At 66.8% G+C, this 25,577-nt stretch carries 25 protein-coding genes and 1 riboswitch; of the genes, 9 read left to right on the forward strand and 16 right to left on the reverse strand.

What is annotated here, in order from left to right:
• Positions 1-5: 5 nt before the first annotated feature.
• The 5 genes from pdxA to ASF31_RS13860 all read right to left on the reverse strand — a co-directional run bounded on the left by pdxA (position 6) and on the right by ASF31_RS13860 (position 7,191).
• Positions 6-1,010 (reverse strand): 4-hydroxythreonine-4-phosphate dehydrogenase PdxA, encoded by a 1,005-nt coding sequence (pdxA, locus tag ASF31_RS13840; RefSeq protein ID WP_055755187.1) that lies wholly within the window; start codon positions 1,008-1,010, stop codon positions 6-8.
• Positions 1,007-2,374 carry a peptidylprolyl isomerase gene (locus ASF31_RS13845; protein ID WP_235551344.1) on the reverse strand — a complete coding sequence of 456 codons (1,368 nt, stop codon included), beginning with the start codon at positions 2,372-2,374 and terminating at the stop codon, positions 1,007-1,009. Before ASF31_RS13845 ends, pdxA begins: the two co-directional genes overlap by 4 nt.
• A gap of 72 nt (positions 2,375-2,446) precedes the next feature.
• Positions 2,447-4,810 (reverse strand): LPS-assembly protein LptD, encoded by a 2,364-nt coding sequence (locus tag ASF31_RS13850; protein WP_235551345.1) that lies wholly within the window; start codon positions 4,808-4,810, stop codon positions 2,447-2,449.
• 108 nt (positions 4,811-4,918) lie between these two features.
• On the reverse strand, positions 4,919-6,058 hold the full coding sequence (gene lptG, locus ASF31_RS13855; protein ID WP_055755189.1) for an LPS export ABC transporter permease LptG: 1,140 nt from the start codon (positions 6,056-6,058) through the stop codon (positions 4,919-4,921).
• Positions 6,055-7,191 carry an LptF/LptG family permease gene (locus ASF31_RS13860; RefSeq protein ID WP_055755190.1) on the reverse strand — a complete coding sequence of 379 codons (1,137 nt, stop codon included), beginning with the start codon at positions 7,189-7,191 and terminating at the stop codon, positions 6,055-6,057. Before ASF31_RS13860 ends, lptG begins: the two co-directional genes overlap by 4 nt.
• Before the next feature lie 143 nt (positions 7,192-7,334).
• On the opposite strand from ASF31_RS13860, the gene ASF31_RS13865 reads away from it, so the two are divergent.
• The 4 genes from ASF31_RS13865 to ASF31_RS13880 are packed head-to-tail and all read left to right on the forward strand — an operon-like array spanning position 7,335 to position 9,922.
• Positions 7,335-8,810 (forward strand): leucyl aminopeptidase, encoded by a 1,476-nt coding sequence (locus tag ASF31_RS13865; protein ID WP_055755191.1) that lies wholly within the window; start codon positions 7,335-7,337, stop codon positions 8,808-8,810.
• Positions 8,811-8,831: 21 nt separating this feature from the next.
• Positions 8,832-9,290, forward strand: a complete 459-nt coding sequence (locus ASF31_RS13870; protein WP_055755192.1) for a DNA polymerase III subunit chi — start codon at positions 8,832-8,834, stop codon at positions 9,288-9,290.
• Positions 9,248-9,604 (forward strand): hypothetical protein, encoded by a 357-nt coding sequence (locus ASF31_RS14790; protein ID WP_174085785.1) that lies wholly within the window; start codon positions 9,248-9,250, stop codon positions 9,602-9,604. The genes ASF31_RS13870 and ASF31_RS14790 overlap by 43 nt, the downstream gene beginning before the upstream one ends.
• 21 nt (positions 9,605-9,625) lie before the next feature.
• Complete coding sequence (locus tag ASF31_RS13880; protein ID WP_055755193.1) at positions 9,626-9,922, forward strand: hemolysin; 297 nt, start codon at positions 9,626-9,628, stop codon at positions 9,920-9,922.
• A 3-nt stretch (positions 9,923-9,925) separates the two neighbouring features.
• On the opposite strand, the gene ASF31_RS13885 is transcribed toward ASF31_RS13880, so the two are convergent.
• Positions 9,926-10,852 carry a LysR family transcriptional regulator gene (locus ASF31_RS13885; RefSeq protein WP_055755194.1) on the reverse strand — a complete coding sequence of 309 codons (927 nt, stop codon included), beginning with the start codon at positions 10,850-10,852 and terminating at the stop codon, positions 9,926-9,928.
• 120 nt (positions 10,853-10,972) lie between these two features.
• Here ASF31_RS13885 and ASF31_RS13890 point away from each other — a divergent pair, with 120 nt between their 5' ends.
• Entirely contained in the window at positions 10,973-11,671 is a 699-nt protein-coding gene (locus ASF31_RS13890) for a pirin family protein (RefSeq protein WP_055755195.1), read from the forward strand.
• A 72-nt stretch (positions 11,672-11,743) separates the two neighbouring features.
• The gene (locus ASF31_RS13895; RefSeq protein WP_055755196.1) at positions 11,744-12,142 is read left to right on the forward strand and encodes a DoxX family protein; all 399 of its coding nucleotides are present in this window, start codon (positions 11,744-11,746) and stop codon (positions 12,140-12,142) included.
• A 48-nt stretch (positions 12,143-12,190) separates the two neighbouring features.
• Here the strand turns inward: ASF31_RS13895 and pip are convergent, their stop codons facing one another.
• The 5 genes from pip to ASF31_RS13920 all read right to left on the reverse strand — a co-directional run bounded on the left by pip (position 12,191) and on the right by ASF31_RS13920 (position 17,191).
• Entirely contained in the window at positions 12,191-13,171 is a 981-nt protein-coding gene (pip, locus tag ASF31_RS13900; protein WP_055755197.1) for a prolyl aminopeptidase, read from the reverse strand.
• A gap of 26 nt (positions 13,172-13,197) precedes the next feature.
• The gene (locus ASF31_RS13905) at positions 13,198-13,560 is read right to left on the reverse strand and encodes a DUF423 domain-containing protein (RefSeq protein ID WP_055755198.1); all 363 of its coding nucleotides are present in this window, start codon (positions 13,558-13,560) and stop codon (positions 13,198-13,200) included.
• A 48-nt stretch (positions 13,561-13,608) separates the two neighbouring features.
• Positions 13,609-14,202, reverse strand: coding sequence for a hypothetical protein (locus tag ASF31_RS13910; RefSeq protein WP_055755244.1), 594 nt, complete (start codon positions 14,200-14,202; stop codon positions 13,609-13,611).
• Between the two features lie 84 nt (positions 14,203-14,286).
• Complete coding sequence (locus ASF31_RS13915) at positions 14,287-16,869, reverse strand: hypothetical protein (RefSeq protein WP_055755199.1); 2,583 nt, start codon at positions 16,867-16,869, stop codon at positions 14,287-14,289.
• 139 nt (positions 16,870-17,008) lie between these two features.
• The gene (locus ASF31_RS13920) at positions 17,009-17,191 is read right to left on the reverse strand and encodes a hypothetical protein (protein WP_039247996.1); all 183 of its coding nucleotides are present in this window, start codon (positions 17,189-17,191) and stop codon (positions 17,009-17,011) included.
• 157 nt (positions 17,192-17,348) lie between these two features.
• Between ASF31_RS13920 and ASF31_RS13925 the strand changes: the two genes are divergently transcribed.
• Positions 17,349-18,827 (forward strand): phospholipase D-like domain-containing protein, encoded by a 1,479-nt coding sequence (locus tag ASF31_RS13925; protein ID WP_055755200.1) that lies wholly within the window; start codon positions 17,349-17,351, stop codon positions 18,825-18,827.
• Here ASF31_RS13925 and ASF31_RS13930 read toward each other — a convergent pair.
• The 5 genes from ASF31_RS13930 to ASF31_RS13950 form a co-directional block, all read right to left on the reverse strand.
• Positions 18,812-19,549, reverse strand: a complete 738-nt coding sequence (locus ASF31_RS13930) for an endonuclease/exonuclease/phosphatase family protein (RefSeq protein WP_055755201.1) — start codon at positions 19,547-19,549, stop codon at positions 18,812-18,814. The genes ASF31_RS13925 and ASF31_RS13930 overlap by 16 nt on opposite strands.
• Before the next feature lie 72 nt (positions 19,550-19,621).
• The gene (locus ASF31_RS13935; protein ID WP_235551346.1) at positions 19,622-20,299 is read right to left on the reverse strand and encodes a TPM domain-containing protein; all 678 of its coding nucleotides are present in this window, start codon (positions 20,297-20,299) and stop codon (positions 19,622-19,624) included.
• Positions 20,299-21,126, reverse strand: coding sequence for a YgcG family protein (locus ASF31_RS13940; protein ID WP_055755203.1), 828 nt, complete (start codon positions 21,124-21,126; stop codon positions 20,299-20,301). Before ASF31_RS13940 ends, ASF31_RS13935 begins: the two co-directional genes overlap by 1 nt.
• Positions 21,123-21,806, reverse strand: a complete 684-nt coding sequence (locus ASF31_RS13945; protein ID WP_055755204.1) for a LemA family protein — start codon at positions 21,804-21,806, stop codon at positions 21,123-21,125. Before ASF31_RS13945 ends, ASF31_RS13940 begins: the two co-directional genes overlap by 4 nt.
• 61 nt (positions 21,807-21,867) lie before the next feature.
• On the reverse strand, positions 21,868-22,791 hold the full coding sequence (locus ASF31_RS13950; RefSeq protein ID WP_055755205.1) for a bifunctional methylenetetrahydrofolate dehydrogenase/methenyltetrahydrofolate cyclohydrolase: 924 nt from the start codon (positions 22,789-22,791) through the stop codon (positions 21,868-21,870).
• A 92-nt stretch (positions 22,792-22,883) separates the two neighbouring features.
• Here ASF31_RS13950 and ASF31_RS13955 point away from each other — a divergent pair, with 92 nt between their 5' ends.
• Both ASF31_RS13955 and ASF31_RS13960 read left to right on the forward strand, forming a co-directional pair.
• Positions 22,884-24,782, forward strand: coding sequence for a PPC domain-containing protein (locus ASF31_RS13955; protein WP_156356068.1), 1,899 nt, complete (start codon positions 22,884-22,886; stop codon positions 24,780-24,782).
• Positions 24,783-24,829: 47 nt separating this feature from the next.
• Positions 24,830-24,998: riboswitch (yybP-ykoY riboswitch) on the forward strand.
• A 2-nt stretch (positions 24,999-25,000) separates the two neighbouring features.
• On the forward strand, positions 25,001-25,573 hold the full coding sequence (locus ASF31_RS13960; RefSeq protein WP_055755206.1) for a manganese efflux pump MntP family protein: 573 nt from the start codon (positions 25,001-25,003) through the stop codon (positions 25,571-25,573).
• Positions 25,574-25,577 lie beyond the last annotated feature (4 nt).

The raw sequence follows: 25,577 nt of genomic DNA on the forward strand, positions 1-25,577 counted from the left end.
CCCTGTTAGCGCGCGGCGCGGGCCGCCGCCATCTCCGATGCCAGGCGAATGGCGGCGATCAGGCTGTCCGGACGTGCGACGCCCTTGCCGGCGATGTCGAAGCCGGTGCCGTGATCGGGCGAGGTGCGGATGATCGGCAGGCCGAGGGAGACGTTGACCCCGCCCCAGAAGTCCAGCGTCTTGACCGGGATCAGGGCCTGGTCGTGATACATGCAGATGGCGGCGTCATAGGTCGCGCGCGCCTCGTCGTGGAACATCGTGTCGGCGGGTCTGGGGTCGGTGATGTCGATGCCCTCGGCGCGAAGCTGTTCGGCGACAGGGATCAGGATGTCGAGTTCATGCAGGCCCAAGGCGCCGCCTTCGCCCGCGTGGGGATTCAGCGCCGCCATGGCCAGGCGCGGGCGGGCGATGGCGAAGTCGCGTTTCAGGCTTTCATAGACCACGCGGGCGGTGCGGGCGACACGCTCGGCCGTGACCAGTTCCGGCACCTGATCCAGGGCGACGTGAATGGTGACGAGACAGGCGCGCAGATTTTGGGCCGTCAGCATCATCACCGGGCCGCGCGTACCGGAGTATGGCGCATCGGCCGTCAGTTCTGCGATGAACTCGGTATGGCCGGGAAAGCGAAAGCCCGAGGCGTACATCGGCGCCTTGGCGATCGGGGCGGTGACGACGCCGGACGCCTCGCCGGACAGGGCGAAGTTGACCGCCTCCTCGATGCCGTCCGCCACGGCCGAGGCATTGGCCGGATCGGGCGATCCGACCAAGACCGGCGCGGGGAGGGGGCGATGGATGACAGGAAGGGCGGAGCCGAATAGGCCGCCGACGTCACCGGGAACCCCGATCTCGGCCACGGGAACACCCTGCGTCCGCATCAGCGCCGCGTCGCCGATGACGGCGAAGGCCGTCTGGTCGGCGCGCAACGCTTTCCAGGCGGCGGCCACGATCTCCGGCCCGACGCCGGCGGGTTCGCCCAGCGTCAGAACCAGAGGCGCGACCGCTGGGCTCATTTGAACTCGATCAGGGCGTCGCTGCGCAGGTCGCGCAGATAGCGGCGCTCCAGCACGGCCAGGTTCTGGGCGCGCAGACGGTTTTCGACCTGCTGACGGTTCGGCGCTTCCGGCCCGCCGACGCGACGACCGCAGACGGCGACCAGGTGCAGGCCCAGCGGGGTGCGGATCGGCGTCGAGACCGAGCCGATTTCGCCGGTGCGCGCGAACTGCTGGAACTGGGGCGCCAGGTTGGCGACATCGGATTCGCCGAGGTCAGCGCCAAGGACGCCCTGGGTCGCGCGGGCCTGGGAGATGATGTTGTCGCACGTCAGGCCGTTGCGCAGACCTTCCAGCTTGGCGGTCGCGGCCGCGACATCGGCCTCCGATGCGGTTTCAGGCAGTTCGACCATGACCTGTTTCAGCGAAACCAGGCTGGTCGAGGCGCCGTCACGCTTGTCGCGGAGGTAGAGGATGTAGACGCCGCCATCGACGACGATGGGGTTGGACAGCTGGCCCGGCTGGAGCTGTTCCAGCACTGACTGCACAGCCGGCTGGAGCGAGTCCTTTACGACCCAGCCCGCATCGCCTGGGACGCGGGCGCTGGCCGAGGGGGCGGCGGAGAATTGCTGAGCGACGGCCTGGAACGGCGCGCCCTGGATGATCTGCTGCACCAGCTGGCGGGCGCCGTTCAAGGCTGCCTGCGCGCCGCCGACGCGGGCGGCGTCGATGTAGATTTCCCCGAGCAGGAACTGGGGCTTGGAGGCCGCCTCGTTCAGCCGACGGACTTCCTGATCGACCTGAAGGGTGCTGGCGCGGGCGCGGCTGTTGAAGCGGCCCGGGATCAGCTGGCTCCAGCCGATCTGGGTGCGCAGATTGTCGCGGAAGGCGGCGGGCTGGATGCCGCCCTGTTGCAGGAACTGCATGTAGGCCTGCGGCGTCGTGCCTGCGGCGCGGGCCATTTCGGCGATCTCGCCGTCGATTTCCTCGTCCGTGACCTTCAGGCTCTCGAACTTGGCCATCTCCTGATCTTTGAGGCGATCCTCGATCAGGGCGTTCAGGGCGGCCTGCTGAATGGAGGGCAGGTTCTGCTCGGTCGGCTGGACCTGGGACGAGGCGATCAGCATCAGCATACGCTGGCGCAGGTCGTAGCCGGTGATGATCTTGTCGTTGACCGTGGCGACGATGCCGTCGGCCATTTCGAACTGAGGCTCGGCGCGCGCCGTCGTCGGCGCCTCTTCAGCCGCAGGATTCGGCGCGCCGGCCGCAGGGCCCTGCGCGGGCGTGAGGGTCTGTGCCGGAGCGGGCGCCGTCTGGGCATAGGCCGAACCGGCGAGGAGGACTGCCGCGAGCGCAGCCCCCGTCGAATAACGCATCAAACCCATTGGTCGTCCTGATTCCTCACAGCGGTCCGCCAGCCAGGCCGGCAGGCGGTCGCGCCCCGTAAAGCGTCATGCTCAACGCATATCGCCCTGTCCATAACCTGAACCTCCGAAAGTGGCGAGGTTTAGGCGCACATAGATGCCTTCCGACGGTCCGCCGGGCCGGGCGCGGGTGTTGTCGCGCCGATAACCCAGTTCGAACCGCAGGCAGTCGTCGTCGAACAGCACCCCGACTTCGGATCGCGTGATCTCGTTCTGGTCCAGATCGGCGATGCCGGCGACGGTAAAGCCCCAGTTCTGGAAGACGAACTGCTGGCCCGCCAGCTGGACGAATTCGTAGTTGCGGTTCAGCGGCCCGTCGACGGGGTTGGACTGATCCAGAATGTAGCTGACGGTCGCCAGGTTGCGGCGACCCCAGCGGCCGTCCAGCGCCGCCTCGGCGCGGCGCACCTCGCCCGAACCGTCCACCGTGGCGTGGAACCAGCTACGGATGCGATCCGACGGCGAGAAGTCGCCCTGGACCACCCAGTCGGAGGTTTGTGAGGCCAGACCCGTCGGGTCATAGAGACGCGCGGGATCGTCGGGAATCGACGTTCGGAAGTCGTCCTGCTGGTCGAAGCGATAGCTGCGTCCCACGAACAGGCTGGCCTTGCGACCTTCAGCCCAGCGGATGGTGGCGCGACCGCCCGCCGTCACGCGCGCGCCGCCTTCCAGCAGATCATAGCCGGAGAAGCGATCCATGCGGAACAGCGACGACTCGTCCAGCTCCAGAACCTGCGAGTCCTCGATGGGAATGCGGCGGTCCAGGCTGACCTTGTTGGAGACCGAGAACTGGCCCACCGGTTCCAGGATGATGTCGGCGTCGGCGATGCGTTTGATCAGGGGATAGGTGACGTCCACGCCCGCGCTGAACCTGGACCGGCTCACCGTCTCGTCGCTGTCGACGCCCATCATCGGCGGCAGGTCAGACATGGAATAGAGATCGACGCGCGTATCGACGAACGGCTCCACGCGCATGCCGACAGGAAGGATGATCGCCCGTCGCCATTCGACTTGGCCCGTGATGCGGCGGCTGTCCACGCCAGCCAGACCTGTCGTGACGGGCGGGACGATCTCCGGATTCAGGATCGGCGCGCCAACAAAGGCGTCGCGATAAAGGGAGACGGCCGAACCCTTCAAGCGCAGCCGGCCGCCGAAGACCAGTTCGCGCGGCTCCCAGCGGGCATCGATCAGCGGAGCGACGAAGGGCAGGGTGTCGTCGTCCTCGAATACCTTGAAGCCGTTTGCGTCGCGGAAGTCCGTCGCGGCGAAGGCCGGATCGAGGCGCAGGCTCTGGATCGAGAAGGCCGCGACCGAAACGTAAGACCGATCGGTCTGATGTTCCGCGTAGATCTGGCTGATCAGACGACGGCGGTCGCCGTAGTAGAGGCCGTTGTCCTGATAGGGAGAGCGCACGTCGTAGCGATCGAACAGCGTCTTGTCCGAGGTGCGCTCGGCCGTGAAGCCGAACCGCCATGGGCCATCCGGATCGAACTCGCCGTGCGACAACAAATAGCTGCGATGTTCGCGATCGCCGAACTTGACGTTGCTTTCGAAGTCGCCGTCGCCGTCCCGATCGAAGTCGCCGAACTCGCGCTCGTAGGTATAGCCGCCGCGCGCCACGATCATGCCGTTGGCGAACCGTCGCCGCCATTGCAGGTTCAGCAGCGGCGCGACCTTCGTGTTGATCTGCGGGCTGATCAGCCAGTCCTCGGACGGCGACACGACACGCAGATAGGGAACCTCGACGGAAACGCCGCGACCCTCGTCATAGTTGACGATAGGCACCAGGAAGCCCGAGGCCCGCTCCACCGAGGGATCGGGGTGGGCGAAAAAGGGCGTGTAGAAGACGGGCACCGGCCCGATATAAAAGACGGCGTTGCGATACAGGATCGCGCGCAACTGCTCGTCCTGCGTCACCTTTTCCGCCTGGATCGAGATTGTCGGCGTCTTGGGACCGCCATCGTCGCAGATCGGGCAGGGTGTGAAGCGAGCGTAGTTCAGTTCGCTGACATTCTCGCTGCGGCGCACAGCCGTTGCAGCCATCAGACTGGCGCCGTTAGCCAAACGCGTGGCGAAATCCACGGCGACGCCGGTCTCCAGATTTTCATCCAGCTCGAGACGGCTGGCGTAGACCACGGTGCCATCGGGCGCGATGGCCTCGACGCGGCCTTCGGCCGTCGCTGAACCGGCGTTCAGATCATAGGACAGGTTCTCGCCGCGCAGCACATGGCCGCGCGTCCGGACATAGGCGCGGTTCTCGGGCGTGCCGCTGACGATGATGTTGTCGCCTTCGCGACGCGCATTGTCTGCGTCGACATAGACCGCTTCGGGCGGCAGGCCGTCGGAAGGCGCGGCTGCGGCCGCCGGGGTGGATTGCGCCCATGCAGGCGTCGCCAAGGGTGCGCAGGCGACCAGAGCCGCACCGGCGAGAAGCCTTGCTTTGAAAGCGTCGAAGCGCCGATCACCCTGCATAGGCCATCCGTAGTCTGAGAAGCGAGCGCCCGATTAGCCGTCTTCGGTATAGAACAGCAAGGTCAAGGCTGCGAGCGCCGTAAGAACAGGCGGCAGCCAGGCGGCGACGAAGGGCGCCACGACCTCGGCCGATCCCATCGCCGACGAGAACTGGTTCAGGAAGAAGAAGGCGAAGCCCAGCACGACGGCCGCCACGCTCATGCGCGCCAGGTCGCCCAGCCGCATCAGCCGCAGCGAGAAGGCGGCGGCCAGGATGGACATGGCCGCGAACACCAGCGGCGTGGCCAGAAGTTGCTGGAACCGCAGGCGATAGGCGGTGGAGGTGAAGCCCGCGTTTTCGATTCGGCTGATCTGGTTGGGCAGCGACCAAAAGGGCGTGGCCTGCGGTCGGGCGAAACGATCAAAGGCCTCGTCGTCCGCCAAGCTGGAAACCAGGGTCAGGCTGGAATAGGTGACGGCGCGCTGGCCGATCTGGGCGCCGACCGCATCGGTCAGGCGCCAACTGCCGGCGTTCAGAGAGGCCGACTTGGCATCGATCCGCTCGGAGAAGGTGCGGCCGCCGCCGGGTGCGGTCGTGTAGATGAAGAAGCTGACGTTCAGCAGTCGCGCGTTGGCGCGGTCCTGCTGGCCGGCTCGGATGATCATCTGGCGCTGATCGTCGCCCTCGCGCAGCCAGATCGCCTCCTTGGGGTCGCCGCCGGGCGCCGTACCGGAAATCCGCGCGCGCTCGCGTTGCCACAGGCCGTCGCCGGCCGACGCCATCGGACCTAACACCGTGACGGTCAGGATGCCCAGGACGAAGGCCATGCCGGCCGCCGGCAGGACAAAACGCCAGGCGGAGACGCCCGCCGCGCGCATGGCGATCAGTTCGCTGCGGCGGTTCAGGCTGATGAAGGCCGACAGGGTGCCGAACAGGAAGACGAACGGCATCAACTGCACGATGACCGACGGCGACTTCAACAGCACCAGGCCGAAAATGCGGACGGCCGACAAATCCTGGGCCGAGCCGACGCCGCGAGAGACCTCGACGAAGTCGATCAGCATGACCAGGGCCGAGATCACGGCCAACGCCACGCCCAGCGACTTCAGCTGCTGGACCAGCACATAGCGTTCGATCCCACCCAGACGGGGGATATGCGGCGAACGACGGACGGAGGCGGCGACGGCGGTCATGCGAACTTGGCCTTCAGATCGCGAAGGGCGGCGGTGGTCCGGCTGCGACGCGGCTTCAGCGCGCGGAACAGAACCCTCAGAGCGACGACGATGGCCACGACCGGCACGACGTATTGGAGCACGTTCATCCAGCCGTTCCAGGCGCTGGCGGCGACAAGGCCGTAGCCGATGACGCGCAGGACCAGGAACAGGCCCGCCGCCTTGGCGATGCGCAACGTATAGCCGGTGCGGCTGAAGGCGCCGCCCAAGATGGCGGAAAGCGCCAGGGCCATGGCGACCATGGCATAGAGCGGCGAGGCCAGCCGCGAATGCGCCTCGGCCAGCAGTTCGCCGCGCGAGCCGGCGACCTCGAGCACCTTGGCCGTCGGGTTCAGCAGCTGGCGCAGATAGAGGTCGGTCGGCTTGTAGCGAATGGTGTCGGTCACCCCGACGAAGGGCGCGAGGGAGAAATCGTATCGCCCGAACGACAGCGTCTCCAGCACGCCGCCCGACGAATAGCGCTGGGCCGAGCCGTCGATCATGGTCAGGATGGGAATGCCGCCGGCATCGCGGCTGAAGCGCGCTTCGGACGCGTTCCAGGTCGTGACCTTGTCCTTGTCGTCCAGATAGACGAACAGGTTCTTCAACAGACCGTTCTGTTCGATCTGCTGCACATAGACGGTCAGGCCGTCAGGCCCCTGAACGAACTGGCCTTCTTCGACCAGGAGAGCGGCGAGGTCGGTGCGAATGTCGAACGCCTGACGCCGCGCCTCCTGCTGCGCCCAAGGCAGAATGAAGACGTTGACCAACAGCGTGACCAAGGCGACCAGCACCGCGATACGGGCGGCCGGCGATATGACCTGCCACCGGGTCATGCCCCCCGCGAAGGCGGCCGTCAGCTCCTGTTCGCGTTGCAGACGGGTCAGGGCGATCAGGGCGCCGACGAAAAGGCCGATGGGCAGAATCACCGACAGCAGTTGCGGCAGGGCGAGCAGGGTCAGCTTGACCATGATCCACACGCTCTGACCCCGCTCCACGATGACCTGGAGTTGGTCGAGGCTTTGGCTCAGAATCCCGATTCCCGCCAGCGCTGCGCACGCGGCGATCACAGGAAACAGGATCTGACGAAAAAGGTATCTTTGAATCAGGGTCATGGGCGGATGGACTTCGCCCGGTTGCAGGCGGCGACATTGAGGCGCATCTAGTAGCACATCAGGGCGCGTCCGCGACAAGCAGACGCGCCGTTGTCATTTTGCTGTTTGCAGACGCCGGGTGGGGCCTGGCTGGAGTTGATTGAATGAAGATCGAATTCGTCGCCGCCGTGGACGCCGCCGAAATCCTGGCCGTTCCGGTTTTTGAAGATCGCAGCTTCACCGCCGCCGGGACCGCGCTGGACGGCAAGGCCAACGGCGCGCTGACCAAGGCGGCGGGCAAGGGTCGTTTCACCGGCAAGGCAGGACAGAGCCTGAGCATCGCCGCGCCGGCGGGCGTCGAGGCGGACGCCGTGCTGCTGGTGGGCGCGGGCGCCAAGGACAAGCTGGATGACCTGGCGGTCGAGGCCTTCGGCGGCAACGCCTATGCGGCGGTCAAGCTGTCGGGCGCCGAGGTGTTGACGATCGACGCTTCGGATCTGTCGCCTGAGCAGGCCGCCCGCGTCGGTTTCGCCGCGCGTCTGGCCGCCTATCGCTTCGACAAGTATCGCACGACGCAAAAGGCCGACAAGATTCCGTCGATCACCACCATCCGCGTGGTCACGACCGACCTGCGGGGCGCCGAAGCCGCGCTGGAGCCGTTGTCAGCGGTGGCCGACGGCGTGATCTTCGCGCGCGACCTGGTGTCCGAACCGGCCAACGTCCTGTATCCGGCCGAGTTCGCCAAGCGGGTGAAGGCGCTGGAGAGCCTGGGCTTGGAGGTCGAAATCCTCGGCGAGGCCGAGATGGAGAAGCTGGGCATGCGTACCCTGTTGGGCGTGGGCCAGGGCAGCCGTCGCGAAAGCCAGCTTGCGATCATGAAGTGGAACGGCGGCGAAGCCGGCGCTCAGCCGCTGGCCTTCGTCGGCAAGGGCGTCTGCTTCGACACCGGCGGCATCTCGATCAAGCCGGCGGACGGCATGGAAGACATGAAGTGGGACATGGGCGGCGCGGCCGCCGTGACCGGCACCATGATCGCCCTGGCCAGCCGCAAGGCCAAGGCCAACGTCATCGGCGTTCTGGGCCTGGTCGAAAACATGCCGGACGGCAACGCCCAGCGTCCGGGCGATGTGGTTGTGTCCATGTCGGGTCAGACGGTGGAGGTCATCAACACCGACGCCGAAGGTCGCCTCGTTTTGGCCGACGCCCTCTGGTACACCCAGGAGCGTTTCAAGCCGAAGTTCATGATCGACCTGGCCACTCTGACGGGCGCGATGATCGTGGCCCTGGGTCTGGATTACGCCGGCGTCTTCTCGAACTCCGACGATGTCGCCGACCCGATCCTGGCCGCGGCCAAGAAGGTCGGCGAGAACTTCTGGCGCATGCCGATCCCGGCCATCTACGAGCAGCACATCGATTCCAAGATCGCCGATGTGAAGAACACCGGCAACGGCCGCGCCGGTGGGTCGATCACCGCCGCCCTGTTCCTGCAACGCTTCACCAACGGCGTGCCGTGGGCGCACCTGGACATCGCCCCGACGGCCTGGGCCAACAAGAGCCCCAGCCCCACCGTGCCGGAAGGCGGCGTCGGCTTCGCTGTGCGGACTCTGGACCGGATGGTCGCGGATTCCTACGAAGGCTGATCGGTCGGGAGGTAGAGCCGGGTGAGCGACAAGCCCGAAATCTGGTTCTATCACCTGGAGCGTTCATCGCTGGATCAGGTGCTGCCAACCCTGCTCGAAAAGACGATCGAGCGGGGGTGGCGCGCCATGATCAAATCATCGCATTCGCATCGTCTGGACGAGGTCGACGAGACGCTGTGGACGTTTCGCGATGACAGTTTCCTGCCGCACGGCCGGGCCGACCAGCCCCATGCCGAGCGCCAGCCTGTGCTGTTGAGCGAGACAGGCGAGAACCTGAACGGCGCTCAGGCGCTGTTCATAGTCGACGACGCAGAACTGGGCGGGACGGAAGGGTTCGAACGATGCTTCATTATTTTCGACGGTCGCGACGAGCCGGCTTTGCAACACGCGCGGGGACGCTGGAAGGCGCTGAAGGGGCAGGGCGCGAACCTGGCCTATTGGCGTCAAACGGACGAAGGGCGCTGGGAAAAGGCGGCCTGATCGGACTGGTTCTGCTGGCCGGTTGCTCCACGCCGGTCTCCGAGGCGCCTGCGCCGCGCGCGGTCGAGCAGGCCCAGTTGAATCCGCCCGTCGGCAGCCGGATGCCGACCGCCCAGACGGAGGACGTGTGCAAGGCCGGCGAGATGCAATATCTTGTCGGCAAGTCCCGGACCGAAATCCCAGTGCCCGTGGACGTCGTCAACCGGCGCGTGACCTGCACCACCTGCCCGGTGACGCAGGACTTCTCCGCCTATCGTCTGAACATCTTCTACAACGAACAGACCGGCATCATCGAACAGGTCCGCTGCGGCTGACCTCGACGCAAGGAGACGACCATGAAGATTATCGTGAGTACACTGTTGGCCGCTGGCGCCTTGGCCGTGTCGGCCTGCGCGCCTGTCCACACCGCCGAGCCTGCGCCCGGATCGGACACCGCCTTCAAGGCGTGCAAGGTTTCGGATTATCAGAGTTATGTCGGCCGCAACCGTTCGACCATCCCGACCGCGCCCGCCGGCCAGACCTTCCGTGTGCTGTGCACCACCTGCGCCGCGACCATGGACTATCGCGAGAATCGGGTGAACTTCGTCTATGACGAGGCGGCCAACATCGTGCGCGAAGTGAAGTGCGGTTGAGCGTTAGCGCCCCACCGTATCGCCCGGCCACAGCGGTCCGCTGAACTTCGCCGCCAGATAGTCCATGAAGGCCGTGACCCTGGCCGGGCGCGGTCCTCCGCTGGGCGCCACCAGATGCAGGGCGATGGGCGGCAGCCGCCAGTCGGTCATCACCGTCTCGAGATGGCCATCGGCGACGTCCTTCCAATAGATGAAGTCCGGCTGGGGAAAGAGCCCCAGACCCGCACACAACGACGCCGTCAGGGCGTCGGAGTTGTTGGCGCGCAACGGCCCGCGCGGATGCACGACCACTTCTTCACCCGCCTCATTGCTGAACCGCCAGGTGTCCGGGCTGGGCATGTAGGCGTAGCCGAGGCAGGCGTGACGGGCCAGATCGTCGGGATGAGTGGGGCGGCCCCGCTGATCGAGATAGGACGGCGAGGCCACCAGGGCGCGGGCCACAGGCCGCAGTTTGCGCGCCGTCAGCGAGGAATCGGCCAGGGCGGCGATCCTCAGCGCGCAATCGAAGCCGCCGCCGACCAGATCGATGACCTCGTCCGACAGGTGCAAATCGACCGATACGTCGGGGTGGGTGGCGAGGAACTCGGGCAGGGCCGGGGCCACATAGGCCATGCCGAACGACATGGGCGCCGCCAGTCGCACCAAGCCGCGCGGGGTGACGGACATGTCCAACGCCTCCGACACCGCGCCCTCGGCCTCGGCCAGCATGTGGGCGGCGCGGGCGGCCAGGGTTCGGCCTGCATCGGTGAGGGCGAAGCGGCGCGAGGTGCGGTGAAGCAGGGTGGTCTTCAGCTGCTGTTCCAGGCGCGTGATCGCCTTGGATACGGTGGCCTTGGATAGGCCCAGCGTCTCGGCTGCGCCGGAGAAGGACTGGTTGTCGGCCACCTTGGCGAAGATGGCCAGGGCCTCCAGATCGGGCAGGCGGGACATGGGCGGCCTTGCGTCCTGAAACGATGAGTTTCGGTTGTTTCTATTTCTGATCGGTCGCCGATCTCTATCTTGGCGTCAAGCAAAGGCGTCGGACGGTTCCGATGCGAAAGGACGAGTGCGATGATCGAGCGCAGACCATTTGAATCTCTCGGCGGCGCCAACCACGGCTGGCTGAACGCCAAACACCATTTCTCCTTCGCCAACTACTATGATCCCAAGCGGATGAGCTGGGGCAATCTGCGGGTCTGGAACGACGACGAGATCGCCGCCGGAACGGGCTTCCCGCCGCATCCGCACGCCGACATGGAGATCATCACCTATGTCCGCGATGGGGCCATCACCCATGAGGACAGTTTGGGCAACAAGGGCCGCACTGTCGCGGGCGATGTGCAGGTGATGAGCGCCGGCACCGGCATTCGGCACGCCGAATACAACGCTGAGCCGGATTTGACGCGGATCTTCCAGATCTGGATCGAGCCGACCCGGCGCGGCGATGCGCCGAGTTGGGGCACCAAGCCCTTCCCCAAGGGCGAGCGGTCGGGCCAGTTCGTGGTCCTGGCTTCGGGCTTCGAAGGCGACAAGGACGCCCTGCCGATCCGCACCGATGCGCGGATCGTGGCGGCGACGCTGAAGGCGGGCGACAGCGCCGACTATCCGCTGGGCGTTGCGCGGCGGGCCTATCTGGTGCCGGCAAAGGGCGAGGTCGAGGTCAATGGCGTCCGGCTGAACGCCCGTGACGGCGCGGCCATCGCTCAGGAGGATGTCGTGACGGTCAGGGCGCTGTCCGACGCCGAGATTGTGCTGGTGGACGCCGCCTGATTTTCGGATCAAGCTTCACGGTCGGACCCGGTCCGACCGTGAACAACCGCATCAAAAAGGCGAGGAAAGAGAATGTTCAATCAAGTGAATGGCTGGTCTTCCCGCGCCCTGGCGGCGCTCAGGATCGTCGCCGGTCTGTTGTTCCTGGCGCATGGCGTCATCAAGGTCTTCGGCTTCCCGGCCGGGGCCGAACCCGGTCAGCAGGAGCTGCTGTCGCTGTTCGGCATCGGCGGGGTGATCGAGCTGATCACGGGCTTGCTGCTGATCCTGGGCCTGTTCACGCGTCCGGCCGCCTTCATCGCCTCGGGCCAGATGGCCGTGGCCTACTGGATGTTCCACTTCCCCAGCAGCCCCTATCCGGCGGTGAATGGCGGCGACGCGGCCATCCTGTACTGCTTCATCTTCCTGTACATCTTCACCGCCGGCCCAGGCGCGTGGAGCATCGACAATCGAACCGCAAAACGGTTCTGATCTTTAAGAATGAAAATAGCCGCCGCGCTGTCCTGCGCGGCGGCTTTTTCATGCCTTGAGGCTCGCGGCCCAGTCGGCGGCGCGCACCAGGCTGTCGACGATGCCCGGTTCCGATGAGGCGTGGCCGGCGTCGCCGACGATGTCCAGATGGGCCTCGGGCCAGGCGCGATGCAGCGCCCAGGCGCCTGAAATCGGCGTCACCACGTCGAATCGGCCCTGCGCGATCCAGCACGGGATATGCCGCATCCGGTCCACATTCTTCAGCAGCCATCCGTCCTCCTCGAAGAAGCCGGCGTTGGTGAAGAACCAGTTCTCGATCCGCGCGAAGGCGACGGCGAAGTCGGGCTCAGCGAACTTGTCCGGCCGGGCGTTTGGCCCCTCGACGCTGACGGTTTCGCCCTCCCAGCTGGACCAGGCGACGGCGCATCGCTCGCGCTCGGCGACGTCATCGCCGATCAGCCGCTTGTAGTAGGCGGCCATCAGGTCGCCGCGCTCCGCTTCGGGGATAGGGGCGATGAAGCGTTCCCAGGCGTCCGGGAAGATCATCGAGGCGCCGTCCTGATAGAACCAGTGCAACTCCTTCTTCGTCAGCAGGAAGATGCCGCGCAGCAGCAGCGCGATGACCCGCTCGGGATGGGTGATGGCGTAGGCCATCGACAGGGTCGAACCCCAGGACCCGCCGAACACGACCCATTTGTCGACGCCGCACAGCGCGCGCAGCCGCTCGATATCGTCGATCAAAGTCCAGGTCGTGTTGTCTTCCAGCGAGGCGTGGGGTCGCGACTGGCCACAGCCGCGCTGGTCGAACATGATGATGCGATAGACGGCGGGATCGAAGAAGCGGCGCATGCCCGGATTGACCGCACCGCCTGGTCCGCCGTGAAGGACCAGAACCGGCAGGCCGTGCGGATTGCCGGACTCCTCGTAATAGATTTCATGCACGCCTTCGGTCGGCATCCAACCCGAGGCATAGGCCTCGATCTCAGGGTGGAGCACACGACGCGGCTCGGCGGGCGTGGGGAAGGCCATGGATGCTTGGTCTTTCTACGAGGAAATCAGGGGCGAGAACGCAAGGCCGCAAGGGCCAGGCAGAGCCAACCGGCGATCATCAGAAGGCCGCCGATCGGGGCCACGGCGCCGAACGCCGGCACGCCGAGAAAGGCGATCGCCGCCAGGGCGAGGCAGAAGATGAGGCCGCCGATCGATCCGAGCCAGCCCGCAAGCCGCGCCAGCCCGCCGCCACTTGTCCATTGGGCGCAGGCGAAGGCGAAGACGGCGTGGACGATCTGATACTGGGCGCCGGTGGTCAGCAGGGTCTTGATCTGCGGCCCGGCGCCATGCGCGGCGAAGGCGCCGAGCGCCACGGCCAGGGCGCCGTTCAGGGCGGCGAAGACGATCAGGTTGCGACTCACTGTCATTTCGAAACCCTAGACCGCCCGTTCGTCGATGTCTGCGACCCAGGAGGGTTAACCGACACGCGGTAGCGGCGTCAGGTGGCTGGCCATGGCCGAGGCGGCGGCCTTGACGCCCCTGCGTACCGCCGCTTCGTTGGCGGGGGCGGGCGCGCGCAGTAGGCCGATCGACGGCGTCAGCGGCCCATCCGGCAGGTCCGAGAGCACGCGATAGAGAAGATAGGAGCCGGCGTCCTCTTCAATGTCGGACGAGGCGTCGGCCTGCAGCCCGGCGGCGGTCAGGGCGCGAACCATGTCGGCGACGGGCGCCGTGGTGCGGGCCACGCCCGGCCCGGTGCTGGACAGGCGGTGCTTGTAGTCGAGGGTGCGGTTTTCAGCGCGCATCTGGACCCGGAAGCCGGCACCCTTTTGCGTGCGTCCGACCAGGAGGACGGCCCTGCATTCCCCGCTGACGAGACGGGCGGCCAAGGTCGAGGCGAGTTCGTCGGGATCGGCGGCGGCGATGGGCACGGCGCGGGCCCCGCTGGGGCTCCAGATTTCGCCCGACAGATCCTCGACCAGATCCCATCCGTCATCGTCGCCGTCATAGGCGCAGATGATGATGCCAGGGCGGCGATCACCACTGGAACGACTGTCGATTTGGTTCATCGTGCCAGCCATAGCCCCATCCATGACAGTTCGGTGACGTGCAAGAGGCTGTAACTTCCCGACGCCGTCAAGTCCGCAAGAGTCTTAGCCCAGGTCGCCGACCGCCGCATCCAGCAACATGAAGGCGCGACCGCTGTCCGAGGCCAGGCTGGACTGCACTGCAGCACTGTCTCCGGCGCGGGCGGAAGCGTTCAGCATGACCGCGAAGTTGCGGACATAGCGTTCGGCGTCGGCACGCAGTTCGGCGTCGCTGAGGACGCGGCGAGACACGCTGCGGACAGCGGCCGGCGCGACGCGACGCACGATCTGACGCGCGGCGTCGGGGTCGCCACTGCTGAAGGCGCGGGCGGCCTCTTCGACGCGCGAGCGGGGCAGGAGGGCGTTGGGATCGACCCCCATGCGCCGGATGGCGGCGGCGACCCGGTCGGACAGGGCTTCGGCCTCGGCAGGCGAAGGGGAGGGCGTGTCCAACTCCAGCGGCGCCTCGTTGTCGTCGTCGCCGTCGATCAGATCGCTCCAGTCCAGGCCCTTGTCCGTCGCCGGCGGGGGCGTCTCTGCGGGCTCGAGCCGCAGGCGACTGCGCAGACCAAACCGGCGCTCCTCGGCGGGAGGCGAGGCGGGAGGCGTTGGGCGATCGGTCCGGCGCTCGGGACGAGGTTCGGGCCGGGCTTCGATCTCTGCGGCCGGCTCGCGACGACGCGCCGGCGTCGTATCGCCCGACACCACGCCCATCAGACGCACGGCCTCGGTCAGCATGTCGTAGTTTCGGCGCACGCGATCCTGGAAGCCGACATCCAGCGCCTCGGTGTCCTCGGCCGCCTTTCGCGAGGCGGCGGAAAGGGAGGCCAGGCCTTCCTCGACAGTGGCGCGCACGGCGTCGGCGCGGGCGCGAGCTTCCTGAGGCAGGCGCGCGGCGCGCTCGTCGATGTCGGCGACGGCGGTGTCAATTTCTGACAAGGCGCTGTTGAGACGTGCCACCAGGGTTTCCAGGCGGCTGACCATCCGCTCGCCGGTCTCTTCGACCAGGCCGGACGTTTCGGTGACGATGCGGCGGGCGTCGGCGATGCGGGCGTCGGCGGCTGTGTCGGCCTTTTGGGCTGCGTCGAACAAGGATTCGCCCAGGCGGTCGGTGCGCAGACGCGCCTGTTCGGCGGCGTCGGCGGCGGCGGCGCGTGAATCCTCGGCCGTGGCGCGCATCTGCTCCAGGGCGCGGCGCGTCTCTTCCATCAGGGCGTCGCGCGCCTCGGCCGCCAGGGCTTCGAAGCGATCCAGGGCGAGCTTGGTGGCGGAATCGAAGCCGTCGGCCTCGCGTTGCGACATATCGACGAGAGCGCGGAACTGGTCGGTGGCCGCCTCGACCAGATCGCGCATGGACACGACCGAGGTCTGGGTGGTGCGATCCAGATCGCCCGCGGCGCTGCGCGTGGCGGAGAGATGCTCGATCAGTTGAGCGCGCTGGCTTTCGACCTGGGCCGAAAAATCCTCCTGATCGGTGCGCAGGGCGTAGGCGGCGGTGACCAGGGCGGCGCGCTGCTGGCTGAGGCCTTCCTCGACGGACTGAATCTGCTCGGCGACGCCCGAACCTGCGTTCTCAAGTCGAATGGTCTGGCGCGCCAGATCGTCGGAGGCCACGCGGGCGGCGTCTTGGGCTTCACCAGCGGCGGCGGCGAGGTCGGCGGCGCGCGCGGCGAGGGCGGCCTCGGCTTCGCGAAGTTGCGCCTGAGCCAAATCAGAGGCGTCGGCGACCATGCGCGACTGACGCTCGACCGCGTCGATGACGCCCGACGCCTGCGTATCCAGATGGATGCCCAGGGTCTGCATCTGGTCGCGCTCGCGGCCCAGGTTTTCGGTGAGACGCCGTGCGGTGCGGCCGGCGTTCTCGGCCGCCTCGTTCAGGCGCGTTGTCTCCTGGGCCAGCGCCTCTCGAAGCAGAGCCATATCGTTGCGGGCACGTTCCGCCGCCAGGGTGGCGTGATCGATGTCGGAACGCAACGACTGAAGCACCTCGCCGGTCTGCTGGGCGGCCAGGGCGGTCGGGGCGACCAAGGCCTCGGCCAGTTGGCGGGCGCGACGGGTTTCTGCGGCCAGACCGGCGCCTTGTCGGACGGCATGGGCCAGCATGATGGCCAGGCCCGCAGGGGCCAAGGCGATCAGGGCGTAGATGGCGATTCGCAGCGGATCCAGTTCTGCCCCGCCGGCGCCGAACTCGTAAGCGGCCCAGGAGGCGACGCCGCCGATCCACAGAGCTGAGGCGACGCCCGCAATCACATAGGCGTGGCGCCCTGACGGCTCGCCCTGGGCCTTGGCTTGAACGGTTTTCACAGCCGGCGGTTTGGACAGCTCGAACGGCGCGGGCGGCTGACCGGCGGTGACGGCCATATCGACAGGAGCCTCTGGCGTCGGTTTCGCATTGACGGGGGCGGCGCCGCGTTCGGCGGCAAGGGCACGTTCCTTGGCCTGGCGCTGCTCTTCCAGCAGGCGACGGCGGCGGCGCTCCGACATCGGCGGCTCGAACGTCGGCTGCACGATCTCGAAATCGGGCTCGGGGATCGGGTCGAGCGAATGCGTCGCCTCCTCTACCGGCATTTCGTCCGAGGTCGACAGATCGACCGGCGCGACGGCCTCGTCGTCGGTCAGCTTCAGCGGCGGCCGTTTGGGAGACTTCATAAGCTCAAAAACTCGATCTCTACGCGGGCGTCCGACAGCGCCAATGAAACCCTAGAGCATGATCGATGCGGACGAAACCGACTCAAGCCCGCAACCTGTCGATGAACCGCGTCACGCAGCGCGCAAAGCGCCGCCGCGTTCAGCAGTCGCGCTTGGATTCGGACAGCAGCGTGGCGTTGGAACCGGTGTCGCGACACTCCACCACACGGCGCACTTCGCGGTCGCCGTGGTTGGGGTTGTGGGTGTCGACGCCGAACTGCGTCAGGACGGCGGCGGCCAGCAGGGCGATGAAGCCAGCGATCAGTTCGACAAGCGCCTGCATTCTACCCTCCCTCGCAGCCTGTACGGCTACGCTCCTTATGCGCCAAATCGGCGAACGTCACAATCCCGCCCTGAAAGATTGACCGAAGGACACGCGCGTGGAACGGAGGATGCAGGCGCTTCGACACCATGTCACGCGAATCAGACAGATAGGTCGCATGACTTTAGCCGGCGACAGTTACGAAGGCAGTCTGCTGGAGCCGGGGCCCGCCCTGTGGACGTCCGCCGTCGCGCACCGTTTTTCCGTGCTGATGGAAAACGAGGCCTATTTCGACGCCCTCTCGTCTGCGATTCACAAGGCTCAACGATCCATCGTGCTGTTGGGATGGCAGTTCGATCCACGCACCCATCTGGATCCGGAAACGCGACCCGGCGACAAATCGGCGGAAATCGGTCGCCAGCTGCGGATGCTGGTCAAGAAGAAGCCGGACCTGGATGTGCGACTGCTCATCTGGAAATCGCCGCTGCTGATCGCCGCGTCGCAAGGCTTCTATCCGCACAAGGCGCAGCGCTGGTTCCGTAAGCGGATGGTGGAGTTCCGGCTTGATTCCCCCGGTCCTATCGGCGCCTGTCATCACCAGAAGGTGGTGGTCATCGACGACAAGGTGGCCTTCTGCGGCGGCGGCGACATCTCGACCGATCGCTGGGATTCCGACGAACATCTGGACGGCGACCCGCGCCGCGCCCTGCCTAGCGGCCTGATCTGCAAGGCGCGTCACGAGGTGATGAGCGTGATGGACGGCCCTGCGGCGCGTGCGCTGGGCGATCTGGCGCGCGAGCGCTGGTTCAAGGCGACGTGGGAGCGCACTATCGCGGACGAGGTTGAGGACGATCCCTGGCCCGACGGCGTGCCGGTGCAGATGACCGACGTGCCCGTCGGCATCGCCCGCACCGAGCCGAAATGGTCGGGGCGGCAGGAGGTGCGCGAGAGCGAAGCCTTGCACCTGGAATCAATTCGGCGCGCCAAACGGCTGATCTATATCGAGAACCAGTATTTCACCTCGCCGGTCATCGCCGCCGCGCTGGCCGAACGACTGGCCGAGGTGGATGGACCGCAAGTCATCGTCATCTCGACCGCCAAGAGCCCGAGTTGGTTCGACAGCATGACCATGGACACGGCCCGGGCCGAGGTGCTGCACCGGCTGGAGCAGGCGGACAAATACAACCGCTTCTTCGCCTTCGCCCCGCTGACCGCCGGCGGCGACCGGATCATCGTCCATGCCAAGGTGACGATTATCGATGATCGGCTTCTGCGGATCGGGTCCACCAATCTGAACAACCGGTCGATGGGCCTGGATACAGAATGCGACATCGCCGCTGAGCCTGTCGACGCCGCCGGTCGGGCCTTCATCACGGCGCACCGTCACCGGACGATCGCCCATTGGCTGGGCGTCGCGACGGAGGACTATGCGGCGGTCGAGGGCGTCTTCGGCTCGGTGGGGCAGGCGATCTGCAACTTCGAAACCGATCGGCTGAAGCCGCTGGGCTCAGAGCCGCCGACGCGTATCCAGCGGATGTTCGCCGAATGGCAGTTGGGCGACCCGACGTCGTCCAGCGACGCCTGGCGGCCTTGGAAGCGTCTGAACCGTTCGCAACGCACGCGACCGGCGTCCGAGGGTGGTCAAGCGCCGGGTTGAACGACCTCGAAATCAACGATCAGCGGCAGGTGGTCCGAGGCGACGCGGGCCAGGGGCGAGAAGGCGGATCGCACCGCGCGGATGCGGATATGCGGGCTGACGAAACAGTGGTCGATGCGGATGGCAGGGAAGGCCGACGGGAAGGTCTTGACGCTGGGCTTCTGGCCCAACTGACGCTGGCAGTCCTGCAGGCTGCGGCACAGGGTCTGATAGGGGCGGGTGATCGAAGTGGCGTTGAAATCGCCCGCCAGCAGGATCGGTCCCTCGCATCCGCCGATCCAGCCGGATCCGGCCAACGCGGCGGCCTGAAGACGCTGCTCGCGTGGCACCAGGCCCAGGTGGGTATTCATGACGTTGACGGCCGTGCCGTCGATCTCGATTTCCGACCAGATCGCGCCGCGTGGTTCCAGCCCTGGAATGCCGCTCACGGTCGGCAGGGCGCCGGCGCGGATCAGCCGTTCGGGATGCGGGGTCAGGATGGCGTCGCCGTACTGTTCCGCCTCGACCCGCATCGCTGGATGGAAACGCGAGGTCATGGCCAGACCGTCGGCGATCGCCTCGGCCTGATCGACCCCGCCCGTGCGCGCGCGGCCCACGTCCAGTTCCTGCAGGCAGACGATGTCCGGCTCGAACTCGGCGATGACGGCGACGATCCGATCGACATCCAGGCGGCGATCTGTGCCGACGCAGCGGTGGACATTGTAGGTGAGAAGGCGAGGCATGAGCTGGCGGCTGTTTGAACTTTGACCGTGGGCTAGGCCTTCTGGCGCGCGAATGCGACCCCGATGCGACGATCAGAGCAGGATCAGATGATTGGGCAACTCATTGCGATTGTCAGCGCGCGGTGGAAAGTGGCGGGCCAGAACCTCGCAGCACAGACCGACGGCGGCGGCGAAGCCATCGACGGGGCGGTCGGCGCGCAGCTCGCGGGTCAGGACCGCGACGGCCTGAGCCCAGGCGTCCTCATCCACCTTGGCGTAGATGCCTTCATCGGCGATCAGTTCGACCTGATGTTCGTCCATGGCCGCGAAGATCAGCACGCCCGTGCGCTCGCGCGTGACATGGACGCCTTGGGCCAGGAACTGCTGCAAGGCCGCCTCCCTGACGCGGCCGCGCCTGACGCCGGCGGGCGTCACGAGACGGCGCACGGCCGGGATACGGGTCAGCAGAAAGACGCCGACGAAGACGACGGCCTGCGACAGGGCGTAGAGGCCCAGGGCCTGCGCCGTCGTGGCGTCCTGCGCGGCCTGGTGCGCCGCTTCCCAGCCATCGCCGGGCCAGCGAAGATCCAACACGAACGGAACGAAGACGGTTGGGGCCAAAAGCGCCATCGCTGCGGCCCAGGCCAGGCTGACGTCCACATAGGTCGAGACACGACGCGCGACGACGCAGAAGATTTCGCCCGACGTCTGACGCTCGGCCGCCGCTATGGCTTCGGCGATGCGGGTGCGGTCGTTGTCCGTGATCTGCATCACCATCCCCCCGACGCGCCGCCGCCGCCGAAACTGCCGCCGCCACCACCGAACCCGCCACCACCGAAGCCGCCGCCGCCGCCGCCCCAACCACCGCCGCCTCTGCCGGAGTTCCGCAGCACCTCTGACGCCGCCCACAGCAGGACCGAGCTGACATTGCTGCGCCGTCCGCGTCCGGACCTCATGGCGATCAAGAAGATGAACAGGAAAAGCCCGGCGATGATGACCAGCGGAATGACGGATTCGCCTTTGGTGTCGGATTGCTCGGCTGCGGCGGCTTGGGCGCGCGCCTGCGCCTCCGCCGGGTCGAGCGACAACTGAGCGATAAGGGCGTCCACGCCATTGATCACGCCCGCCTGGTAATCGCCGTCTCGAAACGACGGGAGGATGTCGTTGCGAATGAGCTGGGACGAGAAGGCGTCGGTCAGAATGGGCTCCAGCCCATAGCCGACCTCGACGCGGACCTTGCGTTCATTCGGTGCGACGATCAGCAAGGCGCCGTTATCGTTCTCCTTCTGACCGATGCCCCAGGCGCGACCCAGCTGATAGCCGTAGTCCTCGATCTCCTGATCCTGCAGGCTGTTGACCGTCACGACGACCAGCTGGTCGGTGGAACTGGCTTCCAGCGCCGCGAGCTTTTCAGTCAGGGCCTGTTCCGTCGCCGGATCGAGCAGATTGGCCTGATCGACCACGCGGCCGGTCAGTGGCGGGAAGTCGATCTTGCTCTGCGCGGCCGCCGGAAGGACGAGCAGCAAGGCGATGAGAAGGCCAAAAAAGAGGGCGGCGACGCCAGGCGAACGCCGCGCCGCCGCTTGGATGGTCGTCACTGGGCGGGCGGGGTCGCGCCCGGGGCCACGGCCGGTGCGCCGCCGCCGGGCGCCGAGGCGTTGGCGGGCGGGGCGTTCAGGTTGAAGTTGACCTGGGGCGCCGACTGGGCGGCGGCGGTGGCGGTGAACAGCTGCATCGGCTGCGACCCGCCATGCAGGGTCTTGGCCCAGATCACCTGCGGGAAGGTGCGCAGGGTCGTGTTGTAGTCGCGAACGGCCTCGTTGTAGTCGCGGCGCGCGATCTGAATGCGGTTTTCAGTCCCTTCCAGTTGCGACTGCAGGGTCAGGAAGTTCTGGTTGGCCTGAAGTTGCGGATAGGCCTCGACCGTCACCAGCAGGCGCGACAGGGCGCCGGACAACTGGCCCTGGGCCTCCTGATACTGCTGGAAGGCCTGCGGATTATCGAGGTCGTCGGCCGAGACATTGACCGAGGTGGCGCGGGCGCGGGCGTTGATGACGTCCGTCAGGGTGGTGCGTTCCTGGATCGCGGCGCCTTGAACCGTCGCGACCAGATTGGGGATCAGGTCGGCGCGGCGCTGATACTGGCTCTGCACATCGGCCCAGGCCGCCTCAGCGCGTTCCTGCTTGGTCGGAATGGTGTTGTAGCCGCAGCCCGCCCCGGCGGGGACGATCATCAGAGCGCCGGTCAGAGCGACGGCGCGAGCATTGAGGCGGACCATGACATCTCCCGTTCGGCGATAGCGCCGTGGGGCGGGACTATTCACCGGCCCAATGAATGCATCAAGCGTCCAATGGCTCCGGTTGGATATTGTTGAGACGGCAGGCGGCCGAATAGGTGTTGGCCAGCAGACAGGCGATGGTCATGGGGCCGACGCCGCCCGGCACCGGCGTGATGCGGCCGGCGACCTCGACCGCCTCCTTGAAGGCCACGTCGCCGACGACGCGGGTCTTGCCCTCGGCGGCCTTGACGGGGTCGGCCGAGGGGACGCGGTTGATGCCCACGTCGAGGACGGTCGCGCCCGGCTTGATCCAGTCGCCCTTGATCATCTCGGGCCGACCGACGGCGGCGACGAGAATATCGGCGCGACGGCAGACCTCGGGCAGGTCCCGCGTGCGCGAATGGGCGATGGTGACCGTGCAGCTTTCGCCCAGAAGCAGTTGCGCCATCGGTTTGCCGACGATGTTGGAACGGCCGACGATGACGGCGTTCAAGCCTGACAGATCGCCGAGTTGATCCTTCAATAGCATCAGACAGCCCAAGGGGGTGCAGGGGACCAGACCCGGCAGGCCGACGGCTAGACGACCTGCATTGACCACGTGAAAGCCGTCCACATCCTTGTCCGGCGAAATGGCGTCCAGAACCACCGTCGCGTCGATGTGGGCGGGCAGGGGCAGTTGAACCAGGATGCCGTGGATGCCGGCGTCCGAGTTCAGCTGGGCGATCAGGGCGAGCAGTTCATCCTGGCGAGTAGGTTCGGCCAGGCGGTGGGTGTCGGAACGCATGCCGGCGCGCAGCGTCGTCTCACCCTTGTTGCGGACGTAGATCTGGCTGGCGGGGTCCTCGCCGACGATGACGACGGCCAGACCAGGTTTGACGCCGTGCGCGGCTTCCAGCCGGGCGACGGCCGCCCCGACGCGTTTCACCAGGGCGGCCGAGAAGGCCTTGCCGTCGATCAGGGTCGCAGGCGTGGATTGGGCCGACATGGCAGCTCCGTCTGGCGGGAAATCAGGATGGCGGCGATTTACAGCCGTCACGGTTCGGCGTCTATGATCTGCAGCCTATGCTGGAGGAATTCATGAACCGTCCGTCGCTCGCCGCCGCTGTCAGCACCCTGGCCCTCTTGTGGGCGGTCGCGCCGGCCGTGGCCCAAGACGCGCAGCCGTTGCGCATCGGCGCTAATGTGAACGGCGCCCTGACGGACGGCGACGCCAAGGCGGCGGATGACGAATATCGCTATGACGACTATCGGTTCGAGGCGCGGGCGGGACAGCGGCTGGAAGCCACGCTGAGATCGGACGCTTTCGACGCCTATCTGGAAGTCTACGCCGACGGCGCAGCGGGCGAGCCGTTGGCGTCAGACGACGACGGACTGGGTGACGGCACCAATGCGCGGCTGCGGTTCACGCCGGAACAGGCGGGGACCTATATTCTGAGGGCCCGGACGCTGAGCGGACTGGACGGCGGCGACTATCGTGTGTCGTTGCAGGAACGCCCGGCGCCGCCGCGTGCGCCGCGACCCGGCGGCATTCGTGTGGGGGCGACCCAGAACGGCGAACTGACGGCTCGCGATCCTGAGCAGGAAGACGGCGGCCGCTATGACGCCTACGCCTTCCGCGCCAACGCCGGCGATCGGTTTGTCGTGACGCTGAACTCCGAGGCCTTCGATCCCCTGGTTCGGGTGGGGCGAATGAACGGTCCCGATTTCGTCGAGATCAGTTCCAACGACGATGCACCCGGCGGCGGGCTGAATTCGCGGCTGACCTTCACGGCGCCGACGGCCGGCGAATATGTGATCCGCGCCACGTCGCTGGAAGACGGGCTGGGTCGCTATGAACTGGGCCTGGCCGAGGCGCCGCCCGCGCCGCCGTCAAAGCCCATCGCGATCGGTGACGAGATCAAGGGTGAGCTGGGCTCGGACAGCGCCACGAACGACGGCGGCCAGCGCGCGGAGACTTATCGCTTCACCGGGACGAACGGCCAGCGCGTCGCCATCGAGATGAAGTCGAGCGACTTCGACGCCTATCTGGCGCTTCGCCGTGCTTCGGACGATACCGTCCTGGCAGAGGACGATGACGGCGCCGGTTCGGGCACCGACGCCCGCATCGCGCGCACCTTGGACGCCGACGGCGACTACATCATTGAGGCGCGCGGATTCAGCGACGAGGCCGAGGGCGACTATACGCTGAAGCTGACCGAAACCGCGCCGCCGCCGCCGCCGACCACGGCGACTTTGGGTCAAACCGTGGAGGGCGAGATCACCGACGAGGACCCCCAAGGCGACGATGGCAAACGCTATGACGCCTATGTCTTTGCTGGAACGGAAGGCCAGCGCGTTCAGGCGATCCTGCGGTCCGGCGACTTCGACGCCTATCTGGAGATCGGCAAGGCCGACGGTGAGTTCGAGGCGCTGGCCAGCGATGACGACGGCCTGGCCGAGGGCACGGATTCGCGGCTGAACTTCACCCTGCCGTCGGACGGTAGTTATGTGGTCCGCGCCATGCCGCTGGATGCGGAAAGCAAGGGCCTCTATTCACTGGAGCTGCTGGATCGCGGGCCAGAGCCCAAGCCCGGCAGTCTGCTGATCGGGTCGACCGTGCGCGGAACCCTGTCGAACAGCGCCGCGCTCAGCGACGAAGGCGCCTTTTTCGACGCCTACCGCTTCCAGGCCAAGAAGGACGAGAAGCTGCGTCTGACGATGGTGTCGAACGCCTTCGACTCCTTCATCGACCTGGGCAAGCAGGATGAGGACGGCGATTTCACCAGCCTGGCCACCGATGACGACAGCCTGTCCGACGCGCACGCCAAGCTGGATTGGACCGCGCCGGATGACGGCTGGTACGTCGTGCGCGCTCGCGCCTACGGGCCCAATCAGATGGGCGCCTATGCCCTGACGGTCGAGCGCCAACCGGCCGGCGCATCGACCTCGGCGCGCGATGATGCGCCCGTCGTCATGGCGCCCAAGTCGGGCACCTGATCGACCTGTGAGGTTGCCAAGCGCAGGAAGCGGCGTGTAGAGAGCCGCCTCCTGTTGGGGAGTAGCTTCCGGCGTTCGTCGTCGGGATCGCGTCAACATACTCGCGCTTCGGCGCGTGGCGCGATCAGCGGAACCACCGCCTAGCGAGACCAGCGTGTCCTGACGCCGCGACCGGCCGGTGCAGGACCGCTGTCACGCGTCCGGTCGAGTTCTGTTTCATGACCCCAGGCGCCATCGCCATTCTCTCGCTCAGCATGTCCACGGACGCCTTTGCAGCCGCCGTCGGACGCGGGGCGTCGCATCGACCCGCCGTCAAGGACGCCGTAAAGGCCGGATTGGTCTTCGGCGTCATCGAGGCGATCACGCCCCTGATCGGCTGGGGATTGGGCATCATCGCCGCCGGCCTGGTTGAGAAGGTGGATCACTGGATCGCCTTCACCCTGCTGCTGATCGTCGGCGGCAAGATGATCTGGGAAGGCGTTCAACCGCGGGGCACGGACGAGGATGAGGCGCCGCGCCGGTCCGGCCCTTGGGCGCTCGTGGCGACGGCGGTCGGCACCAGCATCGATGCCGCGGCCGTGGGCGTGGGTCTGGCCTTCATCGGCGCCAATATCTGGGTGATCGCCGCCTCGATCGGCTTCACCACCTTCGTGTTGACTACCATCGGCATGCTGATCGGCAAGGCCGTTGGCACGCGCTTCGGCAAAACCGCAGAGATCATCGGCGGCGTGGCGCTGATCGGTCTGGGCACGGCCATCCTGTTGGAACACCTAGGTGTTCTCGGCGGCTGAGCCG

The sequence above is a fragment of the Brevundimonas sp. Leaf280 genome, assembly GCF_001422455.1.
In the GTDB taxonomy this organism is placed as follows: Bacteria; Pseudomonadota; Alphaproteobacteria; order Caulobacterales; family Caulobacteraceae; genus Brevundimonas.